The sequence below is a fragment of the Bacillus cereus group sp. BfR-BA-01310 genome (assembly GCF_022664325.1).
In the GTDB taxonomy this organism is placed as follows: domain Bacteria; phylum Bacillota; class Bacilli; order Bacillales; family Bacillaceae_G; genus Bacillus_A; species Bacillus_A paramycoides.
The window spans coordinates 1-20,406 of sequence record NZ_JAKUHD010000039.1 but is presented as its reverse complement, the minus strand read 5'-3'; the positions used below and the strand labels follow the sequence as shown (position 1 = coordinate 20,406).

Here is a 20,406-nt window from a genome sequence, read left to right as displayed (position 1 = left end):
AAGCTGCCTTCAATTGCGTGAATCCTTGTGCATAAGAACAAATTTTACTCATATATAAAGCTTGGCGCACTGCTTCAATTAATTCGGCTTTTTCAACTCCAATTGCCGCTTTATCTTTAGGTCCAGATAAAACTTTGCTTGCGTTCACACGCTCTTCTTTTAAAGCAGAAATGCAACGTGCAAATACAGATTCTGTGATAATAGGGAGCGATATACCTAAATCAAGTGCGCTTTGGCTTGTCCATTTCCCTGTACCCTTTTGTCCCGCAGTATCAAGAATAACATCCACTAATGGCTTACCAGTTTCTTCATCTTTCTTCGTGAAGATGTCCGCTGTAATCTCGATTAGATAGCTGTTCAGTTCTCCCTTATTCCATTCAGCAAATATTTCATGAAACTCTTCTGCAGTCAAATCAAGTGTTTGTTTCAAGAAGAAATATGCTTCACAAATTAATTGCATATCTCCATATTCAATACCGTTGTGAACCATCTTTACATAGTGGCCTGCCCCATTAGGTCCGATATAAGAACAGCAAGGCTCTTCATTCACTTTTGCAGAGATATTTTCAAGCATATCCTTCACTTTTTCATATGCATCTTTCTGTCCGCCCGGCATAATAGACGGTCCCTTCAATGCACCCTCTTCTCCGCCTGATACACCTGCACCGATGAAATCGATTCCTTCTTCAGCAAGACGCTTGTTTCGGCGCATTGTATCGACAAAGTATGTATTACCGCCGTCAATCAAAATATCACCTTTATCGAGGTGAGGAAGCAGAGAATCAATCGCCTTATCTGTAATTTCCCCTGCATTAACCATTAATAAAATCTTTCTAGGTGATTCAAGTGAGTTAACAAACTCTTCAACCATATGAGTACCAACTAAGTTTTTACCACGGTTCTCCTCAATGATTTCATTTACTTTTTCCTTTGAAATATCATATAGGGCAACAGAATACCCTTTGCTCTCAAAGTTAAGTGCGAGGCTTTTTCCCATAACGCCCACACCAACAACTCCAATTTGTAACTTTGCCATATTTCATCGTTCCTTTCTATGCATGTTACTCTATATTATAGTATATATACCTAAAGTAACACTTTAATCAAATAATCCATCTTATTCATTTCAAGATGCGTGCAAAAGGTCATAGGGACACGGCACATCACCATCAAGTTAAAAAATAAAGAGAAGCTTCCGTATCCCACTTATGATCTTGCTCTACAAATACAATACCTAATTCATTATGTCCACCTGCATATAGCGCTGTTTGAGCAAGGCGAAGCTCACCTTTTGTATCAAGTGCTTCTAACTTACAAAATGCCCCTGTCGCCTTGGACTGCAGCGCGCCATAAAACCCCTCTGTACTTTTAGGAATCACGCCGTTTATTTTCGTAATAACCCCTCCGGGCTTCAGATTCAATTCTGTACCAACTGTATTCGGGATCGTGCCTAAACACTACTAATCCATCATCGCGCGCTGCAAAATACGCTGGACGCGTTTCATCAGCAATTCGTTCTCTCATTGGCATACGGTACGGACATTGACCCGCCGCATCTGTAAAAAATAGAATTTTTGTATCTTTTTTTACTTTTCCAAACCAGAAATGCTCTATTTAAATTGTTTTTTAACGATATATATTTTAAGTTCATCCCAGTAAAGTGTACTTAATTGGGACGGTAGACTATTTGCCAATTTTCCTAAGGAAGGAGTATCCCATATGACTTATCCCAAAAGTTTAATTAGAAAAAATTTCAAATGCGGCGGGTTATTCTTTGAATCGTTTCCGTACCCCTTTTACTGTCTAGAAAGATCTATACAAATAAGCTTAGTAATAAAGTAAATCCTAATCCGGCTACGGAAACGATGGTCTCAAGTAAGGTCCATGTTGCAAATGTTTCTTTCATGCTTAAACCAAAGTACTCTTTGAACATCCAGAAACCAGCATCGTTCACGTGTGAAGCAATTACACTACCAGCTCCTGTTGCAAGGACAACTAAAGCAAGGTTAACATCAGAGTGACCTAACATCGGGATCACTAAACCGACAGTTGTTAATGAAGCAACCGTAGCAGACCCTAATGAAATACGTAAGATGGCAGCGATAATCCACGCGAGCAAGATCGGTGATAATGAAGTTCCTTTGAATAATTCGGCTACATAGTTACCAACGCCGCCATCAATTAATACTTGTTTGAAGGCTCCGCCTCCGCCAATAATTAAGAGCATCATCCCAATATTTGAGATTGCTGTTGTACAAGATTCCATCACGTTTTTGATTGGAATATTTCTTGCCAATCCCATTGTATAGATCGCAACTAATAAGGATATCAACATGGCAGTATCCGCATTCCCAATAAACTGGATCGCCGCTAGTAAACTATTATCTTTAAATCCCATTGTCTTTTGCAGCAAAGTAATAATTGTAGCGATTGCCATTAAAATAACAGGCAATAAAGCGGTAAAAACACTGATTCCAAAGCCAGGAGTTTCTTCAAGTTTAAATACTTTCTGCTCGCCTAAAGATTTAATATTACCAGTTTTTGTGAATGCTTCAGGTACTAGTTTTTTTGCAATTTTAGTAAATACAGGTCCAGCTAAAATAACTGTTGGAACCGCTATCATAAAACCGTAAAGTAATACTTCACCGATGTTTGCATGCAATTCACCTGCGATAGCGGTTGGTCCTGGGTGTGGCGGTAAAAATCCGTGTGTTACAGATAAAGCTGCTGCCATCGGAATACCGAGATATAAGATAGAAACTTTTAATTCTCTTGAAATAGCAAATACAATCGGAATTAATAATACTAATCCTACTTCAAAAAATAATGCAATACCGATAATAAATGAGGCAGTCACAACAGCCCATTGAATGTTCTTTTCACCGAATTTTTTCACAAGGGTCATGGCAATGCGTTGTGCGCCCCCAGAATCTGAAAGCAACTTACCTAACATCGCACCAAGTCCAAAAACGAGTGCTAAATGACCAAGTGTTCCGCCTAATCCTGCTTCAATGGTTTTATAAATTTTTTCTGGTGGCATTCCAAGTGCTAAAGCAACGCCGAACGATACAATGATTAATGAAATAAAGGTATTTAATTTAAAGCGCATTATCAATAAAAGTAATGCTAAAATCCCAATTGCTACAATGACTAATGGCATCGTAGTTCCCCCCTAATATTAGCTGTATTTGTATTTATCCCGCTATTCGTGGGCAGTAAGGCCCCCCCACCTCAAGATTTAGATAGAAGCGAGGAGTGGGGGATTACTGATGAAAGTTTTACTTTATTAAATTTCTTTGATAATTTGCAATTCGTGTATAATCGTCTTCTAGCGCCCTTGATAGGTTAATAAATATCGGCAGTAATTGTCTGTATTCTTTTGTCGCTTCTTCTTTCGGTGTATGTTTGTAGGTGCTGCCAACCATTTCGGAAACGATTTCAAAAGAATCAATTTTTCCTGTGGCATAGAGACCTAATATACATGCACCTAGACAGGAGCTTTCGTAGCTCTTTGGAACAACGACTTCAGATGCGAAAATATCGGACATCATTTGTCGCCAAACGTCAGACCTTGCGAAGCCGCCTGTTGCTTGAATACGGGTTACAGGACCATCCATGCATTCGGTTAATGCTAAAAATACAGTGTATAAATTATAAATAACGCCTTCTAAAGCTGCACGAATCATATGTTCCTTCTTATGTGACATCGTTAAACCGAAGAAGGAGCCACGTACATCTGGATTCCATAATGGTGCACGTTCACCTGCGAGGTATGGATGGAATAATAATCCGTCTGCACCAGGTCTCACGCGTTCAGCTATTTTAGTTAATACATCGTATGGATCAATTCCTAGTCTTTTCGCAGTTTCTACTTCTGATGAAGCAAGTTCATCACGAATCCAGCGAAGGACCATTCCACCATTGTTTACCGGTCCACCAATTACCCAATGCTTTTCCGTTAAGGCATAACAGAATATTCTTCCTTTTTTATCTGTTTGCGGCTTGTCAATGATGGTTCGAATAGCACCACTTGTCCCAATTGTGACCGCAATCTCGCCTTTTCGAATTGCATTCACACCTAGATTAGAAAGTACTCCATCACTGGCACCAATGACAAACGGTGTTTGTGGATCGATACCAATCTTTTGGGCTAAATCTGGATTGCAGTTGCTAAATATTTTGGTAGTTGGTACGAGTTCAGATAATTGATCAGGTGTTACACCAGCAATTTTTAAAGCTTCCTCATCCCAATCTAGTGTTTTTAAATTCATCATACCCATGCATGAAGCGATGGAATGATCGACAACATATTGATCAAAGAATTGTTTAAAGATATATTCTTTGATTCCGATATATTTTTTCGTTCTAACAGCGATTTCAGGATGGTCATTCACAATCCATGTAATTTTACTTAATGGCGACATCGGGTGAATAGGCGTTCCTGTTCGTCTATAAACTTCATGGCCATTCAGTTCATCTTTGATTTTATGTGCCCATGCCTCACTCCGATTATCTGCCCAAGTGATACAAGGTGTCAGCGGCTGATCATTTTCATCCATGGCAATGACACTATGCATAGCACTGCTAAATGAAATAAACGATGGTTTTTTATCTGAATGATGTTTCGTTATATTTGATATCGCTTGCAAAACAGCTTGGAAAATCTCTTCTGGATCTTGTTCCGCTGTGGATATATCCGGTGTGCGAAGTGGGTAACCAATATTCTCGGTTTGGATGACTTCGCCTTTTTCAGTGAATAAAACTGCTTTCGTACTTGTTGTACCGATATCTATACCTAACATATAGCTACTCATGTCCTTGCTCTACTCCTTTAGATAACATTTGTTGTGACATCCAGAGGTCTTCAACTTTCCCTTGAACATCATCAAAGTTTTGATGTAAGGCCTCGATCATGAGGGCTCGATCTTTTGATTCGATTGCTTTTATATAAAGCTCATGATTTTTAATAACCCGTTCAAAGTCTTCGTACTTTTCCTTGAAACGGGTACGCATTGATAAAAGGATTAAGCTTTCCATAACAGGCTTTAAATTATTCCAAATCATCAGGATGTAGGAATGCTCAATGGTGCGAATAATCGTTTCATGGAATAAGAGATCTTGATAAGAAAACTCATCAGCATCATGATATTTAATGGCGATTTTCATCATTTCCATTATTTTATTTAGTTCTCTTACTAAATCATTTGTGTCCATCTTTACAAGTCGCTCAAAGATAAACGTTTCTATAAGTAAACGAACATCATATATTTCTTCGATTGCTTTTTCGGTTAAACCAATGACAACTGCGCCCATTCTTTCTAAGCGAATAATATTTTCAGAAGCTAGTACTTTTAATGCTTCACGAACGGGTGACCGACTTACAGAAAAATCGGCAGCTAGTTTATTTTCTGATAGGATGGTACCGCTTTCAATTTCACCTACAATAATACGCATTCTCAGTTCGCTCGCAACACGATCACCTGCAGAAGCTTTTGAAAGCCATTTTTCAGGATAAAGAAATCCAATTGATTCCGTCATAACTTCACCTCATATTAATCAAGTATACTTGTATACAAGTATTATAACTCAGATTTTTAATTATGCAAGCGCTTTCACTTTTTGTTTCGATTCTTTTAGGGAGGAACAGCCCCATCACCATCAAGCTAAGAAAAACAAATACCCCATAAAGAAAAGACACTCATATAAGAGTGTCTTTTCTGATAGTTTTTTTAGCAGAAGCAGCTCGCTCCAACTATGATTAATAAAATAAATAATACAACTAATAAAGCAAAGCCACCGCCACAACTACTACAACTACCACCAAATCCCATAATAGTTCCTCCTTTAGATAAGAGGGGAAAACTAGGGGTCACTCATGTATTTTAATGGATTCAATTTACTTTATGTTTTTACGCATGAATTGAGCAGGTCCTTTTGAAAACAAAGAAAAGACACCCTAAGGTGCCTTCCTCCGACTTGAACCATCTTAATTTTAATAATATGTATTGGACCCCCATCCAAATATTATTTTACCATGTTAAGTGGTATTGTTTATTGAGAAAAAAGAAAAAGCCCTATATAAGGGTACCCCCGCCAGCATTTCGGAAAAAAACTACGCTAAGCAAAAAATATAATAAACTGCCTATATAGGCAGCTCATTTACATAATTCTCGTTCTCGGAAGTTAAATAAATCTATATTTTTCCCTTCTTAGATAGAATGCTAATAATAAAAAAACCACCAAATATAATTAAACATGTAAATAAAATTAGATTTTGGATGGATATATGACCTGTTGTTACAAAACTAACGACAATGAATAAAGTAGCAATGCTCCATAAGATTCCACCAAAAACTAAGGTGTAACATCTAATGACACGAGGGGGATACAATGTAATGCATTTAACTAGATGGAAATGTCAGGACATTTGTGCTAGACGTGGCGATCGCAAATTTTACGTCGTAGCAACCGAGGGGGGATATTTCGATGGGCGAGAAAATGCACGTTGACGAATTAGAAATTGACGAGCGACTCGTGCGTCGTTTGCTTGTCGATCAGTTCCCCCACTGGGCAGACCTGCCCCTGTCGCGGGTCGAGCCAGTTGGAACGGTACACGCCATTTTCCGACTTGGCGACGAATATTCCGTTCGGCTCGCACGGAGGGCAGGACCGACGACACCGGGAGGTCGCGAGCTCACATGGCTTCCAAAACTCGCACCCTTGGTTCCGCTTGAAATCCCTGTGCCTATAGCTCAGGGGCGTCCCAATAATGAATATCCATGGTTTTGGGAGGTACATACGTGGCTTCAGGGCGAGACGGTGCCGATAGAGGCGATTGACGAGGTTCAGGCAGCGCGTGATCTCGCATCGTTCGTCGCAGCGCTGCAACAAGTCGATTCATCGGGAGGGCCGTTAGGACGCGGCATTCCTTTGGCCCAACGGGATGAGGACTTCCGATACTGGTTGGCACGATTCGATGGCGACCCAGCGGTGTCTGCTGTGTGGGAGTCGGCTCTTGCTGCGCCTCGGTGGAACGGCCCTCCTGTTTGGCATCACGGCGATCTAGATGTATGTAACTGGCTTGTACGAGATAAGCGTATCAGCGGTGTGATTGATTGGGAAACAATGGGCATTGGCGATCCTGCGTGCGATGTGATGGTCGCATGGAAGTTGCATTCGCCTGTGGCACGCGATGCGTTCCGTAAGGCTCTCCCGATGGACGACGCTACATGGGCAAGGGCCCGCGGATGGGTCGTATCACAGGCAGTCGCAATCCTCGCTTACTACACGCCGCAAAACAATCCGATTTTGTACAATGAGGCGAAAGCCTGGCTAGACCTAGTGCTGAGAGACGATTGTTTTAATTGACACGCAACTGGAGGAGTGCCAACCCCCTCCTTGTTCAACACCGAAATGGAAGCTCCTTGAACATATGAGGGGTGTTAGTTTAAGAACAATTCAGTGATTTCAGAATTAAGACATATCTTAGTTATGCCATTAAAGGGCGCGATTGTTGAAGATCAATAATTTGAAGATCAATAACAGAAGGTGGTCAAACTTTTTTATAAAAATTGTATAGTATTTTACAAAAAATTAACCTGCTTTGATCAATCTATTTTTCAAAACGGGTTCTAATTGTTCAACTTAAAAATACGGGTTTTTGGGATATTTTTAGTCAAACTTTATTCCAAATCAACATCTAAAGATAAAAAATGATTATAAAAATCAAATCCTATTCCGCAAGCGATAATAGTTAATATTATCGTTGAAGTTTTTAATGGTTTTTTCAATTCTTTACCCTCTTTCATTTTATCACGAGAGGTTTATCCCGTCGAAACCATCTGTTTATATGTATATGATATTCATAGAGGTTAACATAACGCATCATTATCGGTAGCGAAGAAAAAGACGAATCCTTACTCTCACAAGGGAATCGTCTTTTTTGTTCTATGGATCTATGCATTTTTTTATACATTCCTATCCTGGTGCGGTTTTAGGGTTCTTGTCTGTTATTGGATTAACCGAAAAATAGATGCGTTTAATACACCTAATTTTAAAAAGATTTTATATACCATGCATTCATAGTAGAGTGTTCAGAACCTGGTAGGGGTTCATTTAAAAGTATAAATCCAAATTTTTCATATAATAGACATGCAGTTTTTAATTCATGCATTGTTTCTAAATAGCACTTTTCATAATGTTTAGAGGCAAATGACAAAGCTGTTTCCATTAGTTTCTTGGAAAGCCCTAAACCTTGTGCTTTTGGACTTAAGTATAGCTTTTGTAATTCGCAAACTTTATCATGTTCGTTAAATGGTGCTATACCAATTCCACCAACAACTTCTCCTTCCATTTCTACTACCCAATAGTTCGCATGTTTTAGATTATTATAATATTGGTGTAGGTCGTTAAGTTGAGGGTCAAAATAAGCTGTTCCAGGAAGCGCTAATCCAAGTGATTTTAATGAATCTTGTATAATTTCTTTTACTTTTGCATTGTCTTCTTTTTTCATTTCTCGAATAATCATATACGATCTCCTTCAATTAGGTTTTAATAAAGATTGCGACAGATTTTTGAAAATGGCACCCCTAAAATGTTGACTCAGTCCACATTTTAGGGGTGCAGTTATATTAATATTAAATGTGGACTCAGTCAACTAAAGGAGGATCTATGGATAAAAAAATTATTTATGACATCAGACAATTCAACCGATTTTATACAAAGGTACTTGGTTTATTTAATAAACAGATTCTAGATACAGATTATTCATTAACCGAAGCACGAATACTATTTGAAATAAGCGAAAGAACAGAGGGTATTGCGAATAATCTTGTGCAAGAACTTAATATTGATAGAAGCTATATGAGTAGAATTTTACGTGGATTTGAGAAGGAAGAATTAATAGAGAAAAGAAGCTCAATAAAAGACAGCAGAAAAAACTTGCTCTTTTTGACAAAAAAAGGAGAGGAACTACTAGATATAATTCATATTCAGTCAGATGAACAAATAAATCAATTGTTTAACGGACTAAGTGATAGTGAGATTAATGAAATTCGTATTTCCATGATGATAATAAAAGAAAAATTAGATAAAAATATTAAACAAAAGTAAAAAAATGAATGATTTTAAAAAACTAATTGGGGTAGCGTCACACATCCATCAACTTAACAGAACAGGTTGCCCCTAAAACGATAAAAATGAACTTTGGTGCTATAAAAAACACAAATTTTTGTTTAGGGGGTACTTTAAAATATTAGCTTGATGGCGAAGGGGGAGCGCCAGCATTTCGGAAAAAACCACGCTAAGCAAAAAATACAATAAGCTGCCTATATGGACAGCTTATTTACATAATTATCGAAAGCGGAAGTTAAAAGTTTTTAGTTTCTTGCTCACTTAAAGCACCCGTTACTTTAAGTGTATTTCTTCACAATCTTATTTTTAAAATTAGAAAAAGATTTTACTCTTTTTTAAAAATAAAGCCAGTAGTTAATCAACGAGGGTTCAATCTCAATATTTTCTTGATTTAATGATAATAGAAGATGGTCTCCGTTTTTCATTTATTAATTCTGGCATTTTTTCTAATCCTGTTGGAGTTGACTCTGGCTCAATAATTTTCTCAATTACAAGACCGTTGTCTATAAGAGTATTAATTAATGTTGAAATTGTTCTGTGATATTTAACAACACCATCTATCCACCAATGTTCCTCCCTTTTTCCTTCTTCTTGGTAATTATCTAATGCCCAATGCAATCTGTTTCCATTATTATCCTTAAACCAATTATTCATTTCCTTTCGAGCTGTTACTATTGGATGTTCTGTTGAAAAGATAAATTCACCATCATTTTTTAACAGACCTCTTATTTTCTTAATTAGATGTGAGTAATCTTCTATGTAATGTATAACTAAAGAACTTGTTATTAAGTCGAATTTTTGATTTGGCAAATTAAGTTCTTCTATTGGTACACACATATAATCTATTTTTTCGTTTTTGTTATACATTTCAGCTTGTTCAATCATATTTCTTGAGATGTCCACTCCTATAACTTTCGAGGCACCACTTTCTACACAGTACATAGAAAAATGACCAGGTCCACATCCCAAATCTAATACAGACTTATCTGTAAGATTAGCAATTATAGATTTAATTGCTGGCTGTTCAACAAAATCATTAAAGGTAAATCCAGTTTCACGTAATGACTTATACTTTTTAAAGAAAAACGGATTATCATAAATGTTTTGTTTCATTATATACCTCCTATAGTACAATCTATATTTTTTATATTCTAGGGGCATCCAAAAAATTCCTATATTAACCAAAATACACTTCAACTAACCTGCCATTTAGTTGAATAAGGAACAGTGTATATCCTATACATGTTCGGTTGACATAACGTCTCATTATCAGTAGTCAACGATGCATAAAATTTTCGTTCTGGGGGTAATTAAAAATCTTAGCTTGATGGTGATATGGTGATCCCCCTATTAGGATATTTTTTTTAAACAACTCACCACGTAATGCTCTTTTTTTACAAGTCATGAAATTATGATTATATGCCTTTATGTATTAACGTTAACGTATATAACTGTTTTTCCACCCCGCACACGAGAAGTGCATAGTATAAATAATAAAAAAAAGCAGAAAATCACTCGCGATTTCCTGCTTTTTTTATAAATTTAAGTTCTTGATATATACATCGCTTCACGCGAGGTTGCTATTTACTAGTACACGATAACCGGTTCATTAGTGCTTAAATTATCATACACAGTTTTTGCAATACTAGGAGAAAGGTTAACACATCCGCCCGATCCCCCCGTTAAATAGGCATTATTTGCCCAGTTTGTTCGCCATCCGGCATCGTGGAACCCTTGGCCGCTATTTGTGAACGGAGCCCAGTAATCTACTTTAACGGAATAATCAGGTTTACCTACTGCACTGCCTTTGAGTGTGTACGGTGATCGTTTATAAAGGACGTACCACACGCCTGGTGATGTATCTTCACCCGTGCTATGTTTACCAGTTACTACATTTGTTGTGACTGCTAAATTCCCATCTTTGTAAATCCAAATTTGTTGCTCTGCAATTGAAACTTCCGCATACGTGTCTCCGATGCCATTATTCGATGTTGTTTCATAACCGATGCCTTCTTTATCCCAGCCATTTCCATGAATATTAGAAGCAGAAAGCGATTTTTCGCCTTTTTCAAAGGCTTGTTGAACTTGCTTTGTTTCTTTTTCAACATCTAGTGCCCAGCCATAGCCTTGTCCTTTTACTGATATGACCGAACCAGAATGGGTTTTAAATGCGAAGTCTTTATTTAATGTTGATTTAGCATTATTAATTTCAGCAATCTTATTCTTAATGTCGCTCGCATCGATTGTAACTTTCATATCCTTTGACATAGAGGCATTTTGAATTAAATCTTTCGCTTTTAAAGGATAAACTTCATTCTGTACCTTATAATCAACGGACTGTTGAAGAAGTTCCTGTAGTGCTTGCTCCTCTTTTTTGACAATCGGATTGTCTTCTTTAATAGGCTGTATGTATGCAGACTTCAGATGAATTTCGCTTTTATACTTTTGCTTGTCGTAATCTTTCAATAGGCTAGTAACGTCATACTGTTTTCCGTCAACGCTTTTCGAAATAACAACTTTTCCTTGTTCGAGCTTCGCCATAGCATCTTGAGGTGCTTTTAATTTCTTATTCATAGAGACTAGCTTTTCTTCTACAATTTTTCTCAGCGTTTCGCTACGATATTGATCCGCTTTTTCCGGTAGCAGTGAATAATTTGTTTCCTTTGATGAAGGGAAAAATGTCCACTGACTTTTTAATAGTTTCTTAACTTGAGGCAATTCTTTTTCCGTAAGTTCCGTTTGCGTATCTTTTTCATCTAAAATTTGTTGTTTACCGACATAGACTTTGTTTTCTAGTCCAGATGTTTTTAATTTCTGTATTGCCTGATCAGCAGTCAAACCATCGACTTTTGTGTCATTAATCGTAACATTTGAATTGAAGTGGGTTGCCTGATAATAACTCATCCCCCCAATTAGAAGTGCAATTATACCGCCACCCGCTGCGATAAGCTTCCAATTTGTAAAACGTTTGCTTGATCTTACTCTTTTTTTATCAACCTCTTCAACTGATTCATTTATTGTGTTGTTGTTCATAAACTATTCCTCCAAATACATCAACGTCAATCGACTGTAAACTAGTGTGTTTACATACTAATCCATTGATTAGTTTACCCTATTATTCTTATATTTTCATTATTTTTTTACCAGATTTTACAGTGTTGTGTCGATCTTTTTTTTTGCAATACCAAAGTGCAGGCAAATGCAAAGAAACATACACAGGCTTACAAACGTTTATATTCAATTTTATGGTTCTGGTGCAAAAAAGTATGGAGTAATGATTTAGAAAAATTAATTCATGATTTAAAAACGAAAAAAATACTACAAAATAATCACATTAAATCAAATCACCTATATTTATTTGTTCCATTTGTATTTGATACGTACCCGATTGATACTTAGCCATATTGAGCTTTTCATCTATCAGCACATTCTTTTTCTCTATTTCTCTCTAATGTTTCCCAATAAAATTGATTCATTTCAGGCGCAATACCATCTTGCAGAATAGAAGCTGATATTTGTATTACACTCAGTAGTGTTTTCAATTCATGTGAAACGCCTGCTGGATTCCAACACACAGCAAACCATTTCACAATAGCTTTTGTTTCTATATCTGATCGTTTTTCAAAATTTTGATCATAAAACTCTCAAAATCCATCTTATATGCCATACTGCGCCCATTCGACTTATTCTTTTCTTCACGACTTTTAATTAAATATTCATTTTCATCTCTTTCTTCAATTTACCGACGTAGTTCTCTTTTTAATGCCGAAGTCAATTGAATACGTTTCTGCCTTCTTTTCTCTCATTTTTAATATTTTTTTGTAAATTAACAATACCCCGAAAAATAATCCTCGCCTATTTTTCATACTTTCTGGTTATTAGCCACAGTGTGAAGAATAAGAGCTTTTTTATATACAAATAATAGACCTAAAGGAGTTGTTGACATGAATTTGATATTTAATATTATAGGGATTTTCATTGTATTATTATTAGTTTTCTTATGTTCGCCTAATAGAAGAAAAATAAAATGGAAACCAATCATAGTTCTGATAATATTTGAACTTCTTATTACATGGTTTATGTTAGGCACTAAATTGGGAAGTATCATAATTAATAAAATTGCATCTTTTTTCTCTTGGCTAATATCATGTGCGGATGAAGGTATTCGATTTGCATTTCCTTCAGCTATGGAAAATCAAACAATTGACTTCTTCTTTAGCGCATTACTTCCTATCATTTTTGTTATCACTTTTTTTGATATTCTTTCTTATTTTGGAATCTTAACTTGGATTATTGATAAAGTAGGTGCAATCATTTCAAAAATTTCTCGTTTACCAAAATTAGAAAGTTTCTTTTCCATTCAAATGATGTTTTTAGGAAACACAGAAGCACTTGCTGTTGTTCGTGATCAATTATCTGTTTTAAAAGAAAATCGTTTGTTAACCTTTGGAATTATGAGTATGAGTAGCGTCAGCGGTTCCATTCTTGGTGCTTACCTATCAATGGTTCCAGCAACATATATTTTTAGCGCGATTCCTTTAAACTGTATAAACGCATTAATTTTAGCCAATGTTTTAAATCCTATAGAAATCACTAAAGAAGAAGATATTGTTTATTCACCTTCAAAAAAAGAAAAGAAAGATTTTTTCTCTACCATTTCAAACAGTATGTTAGTTGGGATGAATATGGTTATTGTTATTTTAGCAATGGTAATTGGATATGTAGCATTAACAGCATGTTTAAATGGGATTTTAAGTTTTTTTGTAGCTGGTTTAACAATTCAAAAAATCTTCTCTATTATCTTTAGTCCCTTTGCTTTTTTACTCGGTTTATCAGGAACTGATGCTATGTATGTAGCTGAATTAATGGGAATAAAAATAACAACTAATGAATTTGTAGCAATGATGGATTTAAAATCACACCTAAACACTTTACATCCGCATACTATTGCTGTTGCAACAACATTTCTAGCCTCTTTTGCTAACTTTAGTACAGTGGGTATGATTTATGGAACTTACAATTCATTATTTGGCGAAGAAAAATCAACAATTATTGGTAAGAATGTTTGGAAGCTTTTAGTTAGTGGAATAGCTGTTTCTTTGTTAAGTGCAATGCTTGTGGGACTTTTTGTATGGTAAATGAATATCGAAGATACTTGACACTCTTACAGATGAAATTTATGTAAACAGTGCAAGGCATAAGGAAATATGTCCACTTTCTCATTCTAGCCAAGAAAACTCCCGCCTCAAGGAAAGTGAAGAGTATATCCCAGTGAGTAGTCGTGATTAGAATTGGCTTACTGCGTTAGCAAAAATTGCTAACGCAGTAAATGGTGGAATAAAAGCCTATAAAATATACACAATAAACATATTGAAAAGTCTTTTCGAGGGGAGTCTATGTTGTGTTTCCTATTTTTAAATTTTTAAAACAAGGACGTTATTCTATAAATGATCAAGGCAATAGAACTTCAAATATACAGAAAGAAAATGTAGAAAATCATAACATCAATTGTGACTTATTCCAAAACATAAATAATCTTCAAGTACTTTTTCAACAAGCTCCTGATCTGGTAATCCGTCAATTTCAACTAGTAAATAAATCAGAAGCTGCTCTAATATATTTATCCGGATTAACAGATACACAATCTATTCATAATAATATACTGTCCCCTTTGATGTATAAACCGTTTGATATTAGTAATAGTCTCCCTGTCACAATAGGAGAAGTTCAAACAATTAATACTTGGAATCAAGTCGAAAATGCTATTTTTCAAGGGGATAGCATTTTATTAGTTCACGGTTTAGACGCAGGATATCAATTAAATACAAAAGGGTGGCCACAAAGAGATATAACAGAACCTAAAAATGAAATCTCGCTAAAAGGGACTCATCAAGGATTTGTAGAAACATCTAGTCAAAATATAGCTTTAATACGAAGGTATATTCCTAATAAAGAATTAGTATTAAAAGAGGTTTTAATTGGTAGTAGAGGAAAGACCAAAGTATCTATTTTATATTTAAGAGATATAACTTCTAACGATGTACTTAAGGAATTGGAAACTAGAATTCAAAATATTGAGGTGGACACGGTTATAAATACTGGTGAAATAATTGAATTTATTGAAGATAATCCATATTCACCCTTTCCACAATTTCTCTTGACCGAAAGGCCAGATGCTACTGTATCTCACATCCTTCAGGGGAGATTCGGCATTGTTGTAGATCGAAGTCCCAGTGTTTTAATTGCCCCAACAAATTTCATTTCCTTCTTTCAAGGGGTAGATGACTACGACACACGTTGGTTAGTATCTTCCGCTGTTCGAATACTACGTTTTATAGGCTTTTTTATAGCCTTATTGTTACCTGCAACATATGTAGCGTTTATTTCATTTAATTATGAAGTTATTCCTGTACAGCTCTATTTATCAATTGCAGAATCAAGAGAACGCGTTCCGTTTCTTCCAGTGATAGAAGCTTTACTCATGGAGATTACCTTAGAAATGATGAGAGAGGCTGCCCTTCGTTTACCCACTCCCATTAGCCAGACCGTAGGGATTGTTGGAGGTATTGTGATTGGACAAGCTGCTGTTCAAGCAGGGATTGTGAGTAATATCATGATTATTATTGTTGCTGTTACAACTATAGCTTCTTCTATTATTCCTAATTATGAAATGGGTTTGGCAATAAGATTATTGCGTTTTCCTATGATGTTATTAGCTGCTTTATTTGGAATTGTAGGAATTACTATCGGCTGGATGACTATAATTGCACATCTTATAAGTTTAGAGTCCTTAGGTACTCCTTATGGTAGTCCTTTGTCACCTTTTCGCATTTCAGGTATGAAGGACACATTCGTTCGCTTTCCTTTGTGGTCAATGAAGAGAAAATCTAAAAATATTACAAAGAATCACAAAGAAACTAATCCTGATAAAGGGTGAAAATATGAAAAAATATGCATATAATGATATCACTGTCATGCAATATATCTTTATTATTAATGGCTCACAAATAGGAACTGGAATCCTATCCCTTCCAAGGGTACTTGCAGAAAAAGCTGGCACAGATAGCTGGATAGCACTATTTATTGGCTGGTTTTTCGCTATGACCTCCAGCATTTTGCTCATTCAAACAGCCAAACACTATCCAAATGATACCTTATATGAAATTCTTATTCGATTTTTTGGGAAAATCATTGCTACCATGGTAATTATTCTTTATATGATATATTTTGCTTTTTATGCATGGACAGTTCTAATTAATGGCATGCTTTATATTAAGGGCTGGCTTCTTCCAAAAACATCCGACTATATTATTTTGTTTTTGTTCTCTATTCCAACCTTTCTGGTTGCACGCAATGGTGCTCGGATAATAGGTCGATACTGTGAATTATGCTTTTATATGGCAATGTGGATTCCATTTTTTTTCTTCATACCATTAGAGAATAGCAATTGGTTACACTTTCTTCCATTATTAAAGGAGGGTTGGAAACCTATCTTTTCGGCTGTTCCATCTACTATCTTTTCCTTTATAGGATTTGAAATCGCATTTTTTCTTTATCCTTTTTTGCAAAAAAAGCAATATGCAATGCAAGGCATTATTATAGCAAATACCTTAACATTTGTATTTTATCTATTTACTATAGTTATTTGCTTTTTATACTTCAGTCCAGATGCAATTTTAGAGTTTAATCAACCCGTACTAAACTTGCTTAAAGTTATTGAATTTCGTTTTTTAGAACGGTTTGATATGATTTTATTAGCTATTTACTTAATTGTCGTCTCTACTGCATGGATTCCTTGTGTATACAGTGCTGCATTTTGTTCTAGTCAACTAATTGGAAAACAAGATCATACTTCTCATGTAGCTATTATATTATTGGCGGTAATTATCGTAACGTTTTGGATCCATCCCTCATGGAATGAATCTGAACTATTTCAAAATCTCACATCGAAGGCTGGACTTGTATTAGCTTTCTTATTCCCTGTATTTTTGTGGATATATAACTTAATCCACAAAAAATACTTTCGGGGGGAAGCACATTGAAGCAAAAAATATTATGTAGTGTTTTAATTCCGCTACTATTGCTCACAGGGTGTTTAAACTTAGACCAAATGAATGTAGAAGATGTTACACTCACTCTTATACTTGGTTTAGATTTGGACGAAAATGATAACTTGAAAGTATACTTATCCAGTCCTGTTTTCAATAAAGAAGCTAAGATTAAAGAAGAACAATATGGTGTGAAATCTGTTACAGTGCGAAACTCTCGCGAAAAATTTGATACCATGGTTATGGCTTTGACATCAGGAAGCAAGACACAACTTATTTTGATTGGTAAGCGACTTTTAAAACATAAGAAGTGGGTGGATTATTTAGATCCTTTTTATCGAGATCCCAAAAACACGGTTACTGCAAGAATTGTTGCTGTGGATGGACCTGTTTCAGACATAATTTATTCTGCTCCCAAAAATAAACCTCGTCTTCCTATATATTTGGCAAAATTAATTGATACTGGACATAGAAGAAATATTACTGTACAAACGACTCTTCAAGATTTTCATAACCAAACAAGAGAAAAAGGAATGACAGCGAGTATAAGTGCACTTAAAAAGAATAACGATATAAAGTTGACAGGTACAGCATTACTTGATGAAAAGAATAGATATAAGCTAACTATTACACCAAAAGAAAATTTATTATTAAGCACTTTACAAAATAACATAAAGGGAGAATTTCCATTTACTATTGCCGTACCGCTACAATCTGAAAGCAAAGAAAAACATTGGTTAAGTTTTAGTGCTCAAGGTACCAAAGTAAAAACAAGCGTACAATATAAAAATCATTTTTTGTTTAATATGAATGTACATATGAGAATTGTAATTTCAGAACGACTATTTCCTTTTAATGTTAGGAATAATGAGGAGAGATTAGAAAAAAGCATTGAAATGCAGTTGAAAAGGGATTTAGAACGTTTCATAAAGAAAATACAAAAAGCAGAAATTGACCCTATAGGATTTGGGGTGTATGCACGCGCGTATACATATAAGGATTGGAAAAGAGTCCAAAAGCAATGGGGAAAAGCATTATCGAAGGCTGATGTTAAAGTTAATGTACATGTTAAAATTAGTGGAATGGGTACAATCAAGTAACAAGAACTCAAAATAATAATTTTTGAGGCACTTCTTGGGTAGCACCACATTACCATCAACTTAAGAATTCAAAATTATCCATTACTGTCAAGCTATGTTTATGTAGTACCCCCTAAACGAAAAAATAAACCTTTTTGATAAAAGTTAGCACAAAATTTTGTTCTTGGGTACTATGAAATTTTAGCTTGATAACTATGTGACGGTCTTTCCTACTTAAAATAGTATATTGAATCGCTAATTAGATGCGTATGATATATGGACGCGACAAAAAGCAAGATGGTTCAAGTGAAGAGAAGACACTCAAAGGAGAGTGTCTTTTCTTTATTTTCAAAAGGACCTGCTCAATTCATGCGTAAAAACATAAAGTAAATTGAATCCGTTAAAATACAAGAGTGACCTCGTGTTTTGTCCTCTTATCTAAAGGAGGAACTATTATGGGCTTTGGTGGTAGTTGTGGCGGCGGCTTTGCTGGTGGATTTGCTTTATTAGTTGTATTGTTTATTTTATTAATCATCGTTGGAGCTGCTTGCTTCTGCTAAAAAAACTATCGGAAAAGACACTCATATATGAGTGTCTTTTCTTTATGAAAATTATAAGTTTGGAAGAGAGTAACGAACGGAATTGTATTAATCGACAAAATCGAACGAAATCGAAAAGAAGGAATGCCTATTAAAGAGGCTGTATTGAACAGTAGTCTTTCCATACTGGTCACGCATCTTTTCTAGAGTAGTACTATCAGTATGTCCAAGTTTAAGAGATTTTTTGCATCAGAACCTTATATTCTTTTATTCAAGGTTTTCAAATGAATTGAAACAAAAGCTCTCTGTTTTCAACAGAGGATTTTTTTTATCAGCCTTATTTGTCACCTGGTGCAGGTTGATCTACTCCCTTAACGCGATGTTTATGTCCATTATCTTCTGTCGTATAAAAATCATAATAATGAACATGCATCCCATTTCCAACTGGAATTGCTGGTCCAGAATATGCCTTATAATGGTGCGTATGCCCATCCTCAAAAAGAACATACCCTTCTGTATAATGTATATGTTCCCCATTTGGTGCTTGAATTGGTGGAGATGTAACGTCTAAACATTGATGCACATGCCCACCTACAACAGATGTATAATCCACTGATCCATGGTTATGCTTCGGTACAAATCCAGAAACAAAATCATCTTTTCCTACTCTGTTCATTCTACTCATGCTCCTTATACACAAAAATAAGTTCTATAACTAATATGTTTTCAATTTCAAAATAATTACTACTATATATTTATCTAAACTAACAAAAGTACTTTCTAATTACCTACTTTTATAACTCTAAACTTCAACAAGCTTATTTTTCTTGATACCACGGATTTAAGTGAATGAGCACTTCATCTACTTCTGGATCATGCTCCATAATAGTCGTTTTTACCTCTCTACAAATATCATGTCCTTGTTGGATACTTAAATAAGCTGGGACTCTAACCCTAACATCAATCAAAATATAGTGGCCATGTTCACGGGCACGCATTCTATCAATCCTTTTCACCAATGGATGTGCCTGAACTATCTTCTTATATTCACTACATTTTTCAGTAGGTAGACCACCTTCCATTAATATATATACAGCTTCTTTCCCCCTACTAATTGCAAGTTTTAAAACAAAGAAGGAAACAATGATTCAGGCTAATGGATCATCATAAGCTGCATATGGAATTGGATATCTATCGTTTAGCAAAGCAATTCCAATTCCAGCGGCAATAGAATCATAAACGTCAGCAAGATGATCATAAGCAGTTGCAATAAGACCTTTTACTATTTGCTTTTCGGCCAATCCGTATTGTATATACATATAAGATTTGTTTCCAAACTAAAGAAACAACAGCCGCTATAAAAGCAATCATATAAGGTTCAGTCGCTGGGGAAAATAATGCTTTTATTGATTCATAGGCAATAAATAAAGATACTAAAGTTAAAATAATAGCTACAATTCCTGAAGAAATGACTTCGGCCTTTCCATGACCATACGGATGGTCCTCATCATACCCAATTGAACTACCCCCACTTTCACTTCGTTTAGAAGTGGGGGATTCCTAAGTAAAGAGTTCTATCGAACTCTAATTTATTAGGCTATCTCCGCA

General features: G+C 35.6%; 16 protein-coding genes and 4 pseudogenes. 7 read left to right on the top strand and 13 right to left on the bottom strand.

All coding sequences use genetic code 11. From position 1 onward, the window contains the following. From gndA to MR109_RS27965, 6 genes and pseudogenes are all read right to left on the bottom strand, one after another. The coding region (gene gndA, locus MR109_RS27990) for an NADP-dependent phosphogluconate dehydrogenase (RefSeq protein WP_242274665.1) at positions 1-1,036 on the bottom strand (1,036 nt) is incomplete at its 3' end. Between the two features lie 133 nt (positions 1,037-1,169). Further along, a pseudogene (locus tag MR109_RS27985) lies at positions 1,170-1,524 on the bottom strand (PDZ domain-containing protein); the annotation flags it as partial. Positions 1,525-1,813: 289 nt separating this feature from the next. Continuing rightward, positions 1,814-3,160 (bottom strand): gluconate permease GntP, encoded by a 1,347-nt coding sequence (gene gntP / locus MR109_RS27980; protein ID WP_048376062.1) that lies wholly within the window; start codon positions 3,158-3,160, stop codon positions 1,814-1,816. Positions 3,161-3,278: 118 nt separating this feature from the next. Beyond that, positions 3,279-4,814: a gluconokinase gene (gntK, locus tag MR109_RS27975; protein ID WP_098475250.1), complete on the bottom strand. Its 1,536-nt coding sequence runs from the start codon at positions 4,812-4,814 to the stop codon at positions 3,279-3,281. Next, a complete protein-coding gene (gene gntR, locus MR109_RS27970) occupies positions 4,807-5,538 on the bottom strand; it encodes a gluconate operon transcriptional repressor GntR (RefSeq protein WP_242274664.1) in 732 nt (243 codons plus the stop codon). The genes gntK and gntR overlap by 8 nt, the downstream gene beginning before the upstream one ends. Before the next feature lie 191 nt (positions 5,539-5,729). Beyond that, on the bottom strand, positions 5,730-5,831 hold the full coding sequence (locus tag MR109_RS27965; RefSeq protein WP_000505688.1) for a YjcZ family sporulation protein: 102 nt from the start codon (positions 5,829-5,831) through the stop codon (positions 5,730-5,732). A 655-nt stretch (positions 5,832-6,486) separates the two neighbouring features. Between MR109_RS27965 and MR109_RS27960 the strand changes: the two genes are divergently transcribed. Then, a complete protein-coding gene (locus tag MR109_RS27960; RefSeq protein ID WP_242274663.1) occupies positions 6,487-7,368 on the top strand; it encodes an aminoglycoside phosphotransferase family protein in 882 nt (293 codons plus the stop codon). A gap of 685 nt (positions 7,369-8,053) precedes the next feature. Here the strand turns inward: MR109_RS27960 and MR109_RS27955 are convergent. Beyond that, entirely contained in the window at positions 8,054-8,527 is a 474-nt protein-coding gene (locus tag MR109_RS27955) for a GNAT family N-acetyltransferase (RefSeq protein WP_002187343.1), read from the bottom strand. 143 nt (positions 8,528-8,670) lie between these two features. Here MR109_RS27955 and MR109_RS27950 point away from each other — a divergent pair, with 143 nt between their 5' ends. Then, positions 8,671-9,111 carry a MarR family winged helix-turn-helix transcriptional regulator gene (locus MR109_RS27950; RefSeq protein WP_242274662.1) on the top strand — a complete coding sequence of 147 codons (441 nt, stop codon included), beginning with the start codon at positions 8,671-8,673 and terminating at the stop codon, positions 9,109-9,111. Between the two features lie 396 nt (positions 9,112-9,507). Here the strand turns inward: MR109_RS27950 and MR109_RS27945 are convergent, their stop codons facing one another. From MR109_RS27945 to MR109_RS27930, 4 genes and pseudogenes are all read right to left on the bottom strand, one after another. Beyond that, the gene (locus tag MR109_RS27945; protein ID WP_242274661.1) at positions 9,508-10,245 is read right to left on the bottom strand and encodes a class I SAM-dependent methyltransferase; all 738 of its coding nucleotides are present in this window, start codon (positions 10,243-10,245) and stop codon (positions 9,508-9,510) included. A 474-nt stretch (positions 10,246-10,719) separates the two neighbouring features. Beyond that, complete coding sequence (locus MR109_RS27940; RefSeq protein WP_242274660.1) at positions 10,720-12,165, bottom strand: L,D-transpeptidase family protein; 1,446 nt, start codon at positions 12,163-12,165, stop codon at positions 10,720-10,722. 304 nt (positions 12,166-12,469) lie between these two features. Then, positions 12,470-12,692, bottom strand: a pseudogene (locus tag MR109_RS27935) (histidine kinase dimerization/phospho-acceptor domain-containing protein); the annotation flags it as partial. Positions 12,693-12,784: 92 nt separating this feature from the next. Beyond that, a pseudogene (locus MR109_RS27930) lies at positions 12,785-12,925 on the bottom strand (site-specific integrase); the annotation flags it as partial. Positions 12,926-13,076: 151 nt separating this feature from the next. Between MR109_RS27930 and MR109_RS27925 the strand changes: the two are divergent. From MR109_RS27925 to MR109_RS27905, 5 genes are all read left to right on the top strand, one after another. Then, complete coding sequence (locus MR109_RS27925) at positions 13,077-14,270, top strand: NupC/NupG family nucleoside CNT transporter (RefSeq protein WP_242274659.1); 1,194 nt, start codon at positions 13,077-13,079, stop codon at positions 14,268-14,270. Positions 14,271-14,533: 263 nt separating this feature from the next. Then, on the top strand, positions 14,534-16,069 hold the full coding sequence (locus MR109_RS27920; RefSeq protein WP_242274658.1) for a spore germination protein: 1,536 nt from the start codon (positions 14,534-14,536) through the stop codon (positions 16,067-16,069). A gap of 4 nt (positions 16,070-16,073) precedes the next feature. Then, complete coding sequence (locus MR109_RS27915; RefSeq protein WP_242274657.1) at positions 16,074-17,174, top strand: GerAB/ArcD/ProY family transporter; 1,101 nt, start codon at positions 16,074-16,076, stop codon at positions 17,172-17,174. Beyond that, complete coding sequence (locus MR109_RS27910; protein ID WP_242274656.1) at positions 17,171-18,280, top strand: Ger(x)C family spore germination protein; 1,110 nt, start codon at positions 17,171-17,173, stop codon at positions 18,278-18,280. The genes MR109_RS27915 and MR109_RS27910 overlap by 4 nt, the downstream gene beginning before the upstream one ends. 434 nt (positions 18,281-18,714) lie before the next feature. Further along, positions 18,715-18,819 (top strand): YjcZ family sporulation protein, encoded by a 105-nt coding sequence (locus MR109_RS27905; RefSeq protein WP_000505684.1) that lies wholly within the window; start codon positions 18,715-18,717, stop codon positions 18,817-18,819. A gap of 316 nt (positions 18,820-19,135) precedes the next feature. Here the strand turns inward: MR109_RS27905 and MR109_RS27900 are convergent, their stop codons facing one another. Together MR109_RS27900 and MR109_RS27895 are read right to left on the bottom strand one after the other, a co-directional pair. Then, positions 19,136-19,474 carry a YmaF family protein gene (locus tag MR109_RS27900; RefSeq protein ID WP_002175234.1) on the bottom strand — a complete coding sequence of 113 codons (339 nt, stop codon included), beginning with the start codon at positions 19,472-19,474 and terminating at the stop codon, positions 19,136-19,138. 142 nt (positions 19,475-19,616) lie between these two features. After that, positions 19,617-20,316: pseudogene (locus MR109_RS27895) on the bottom strand (cation diffusion facilitator family transporter). Positions 20,317-20,406 lie beyond the last annotated feature (90 nt).

Coding starts and splice junctions, on each gene's coding strand:
- gntP (WP_048376062.1), bottom strand. CDS start 3,160: ATGCCATTAGTCATTGTAGCAATTGGGATTTTAGCATTACTTTTATTG.
- gntK (WP_098475250.1), bottom strand. CDS start 4,814: ATGAGTAGCTATATGTTAGGTATAGATATCGGTACAACAAGTACGAAA.
- gntR (WP_242274664.1), bottom strand. CDS start 5,538: ATGACGGAATCAATTGGATTTCTTTATCCTGAAAAATGGCTTTCAAAA.
- MR109_RS27965 (WP_000505688.1), bottom strand. CDS start 5,831: ATGGGATTTGGTGGTAGTTGTAGTAGTTGTGGCGGTGGCTTTGCTTTA.
- MR109_RS27960 (WP_242274663.1), top strand. CDS start 6,487: ATGGGCGAGAAAATGCACGTTGACGAATTAGAAATTGACGAGCGACTC.
- MR109_RS27955 (WP_002187343.1), bottom strand. CDS start 8,527: ATGATTATTCGAGAAATGAAAAAAGAAGACAATGCAAAAGTAAAAGAA.
- MR109_RS27950 (WP_242274662.1), top strand. CDS start 8,671: ATGGATAAAAAAATTATTTATGACATCAGACAATTCAACCGATTTTAT.
- MR109_RS27945 (WP_242274661.1), bottom strand. CDS start 10,245: ATGAAACAAAACATTTATGATAATCCGTTTTTCTTTAAAAAGTATAAG.
- MR109_RS27940 (WP_242274660.1), bottom strand. CDS start 12,165: ATGAACAACAACACAATAAATGAATCAGTTGAAGAGGTTGATAAAAAA.
- MR109_RS27925 (WP_242274659.1), top strand. CDS start 13,077: ATGAATTTGATATTTAATATTATAGGGATTTTCATTGTATTATTATTA.
- MR109_RS27915 (WP_242274657.1), top strand. CDS start 16,074: ATGAAAAAATATGCATATAATGATATCACTGTCATGCAATATATCTTT.
- MR109_RS27905 (WP_000505684.1), top strand. CDS start 18,715: ATGGGCTTTGGTGGTAGTTGTGGCGGCGGCTTTGCTGGTGGATTTGCT.
- MR109_RS27900 (WP_002175234.1), bottom strand. CDS start 19,474: ATGAACAGAGTAGGAAAAGATGATTTTGTTTCTGGATTTGTACCGAAG.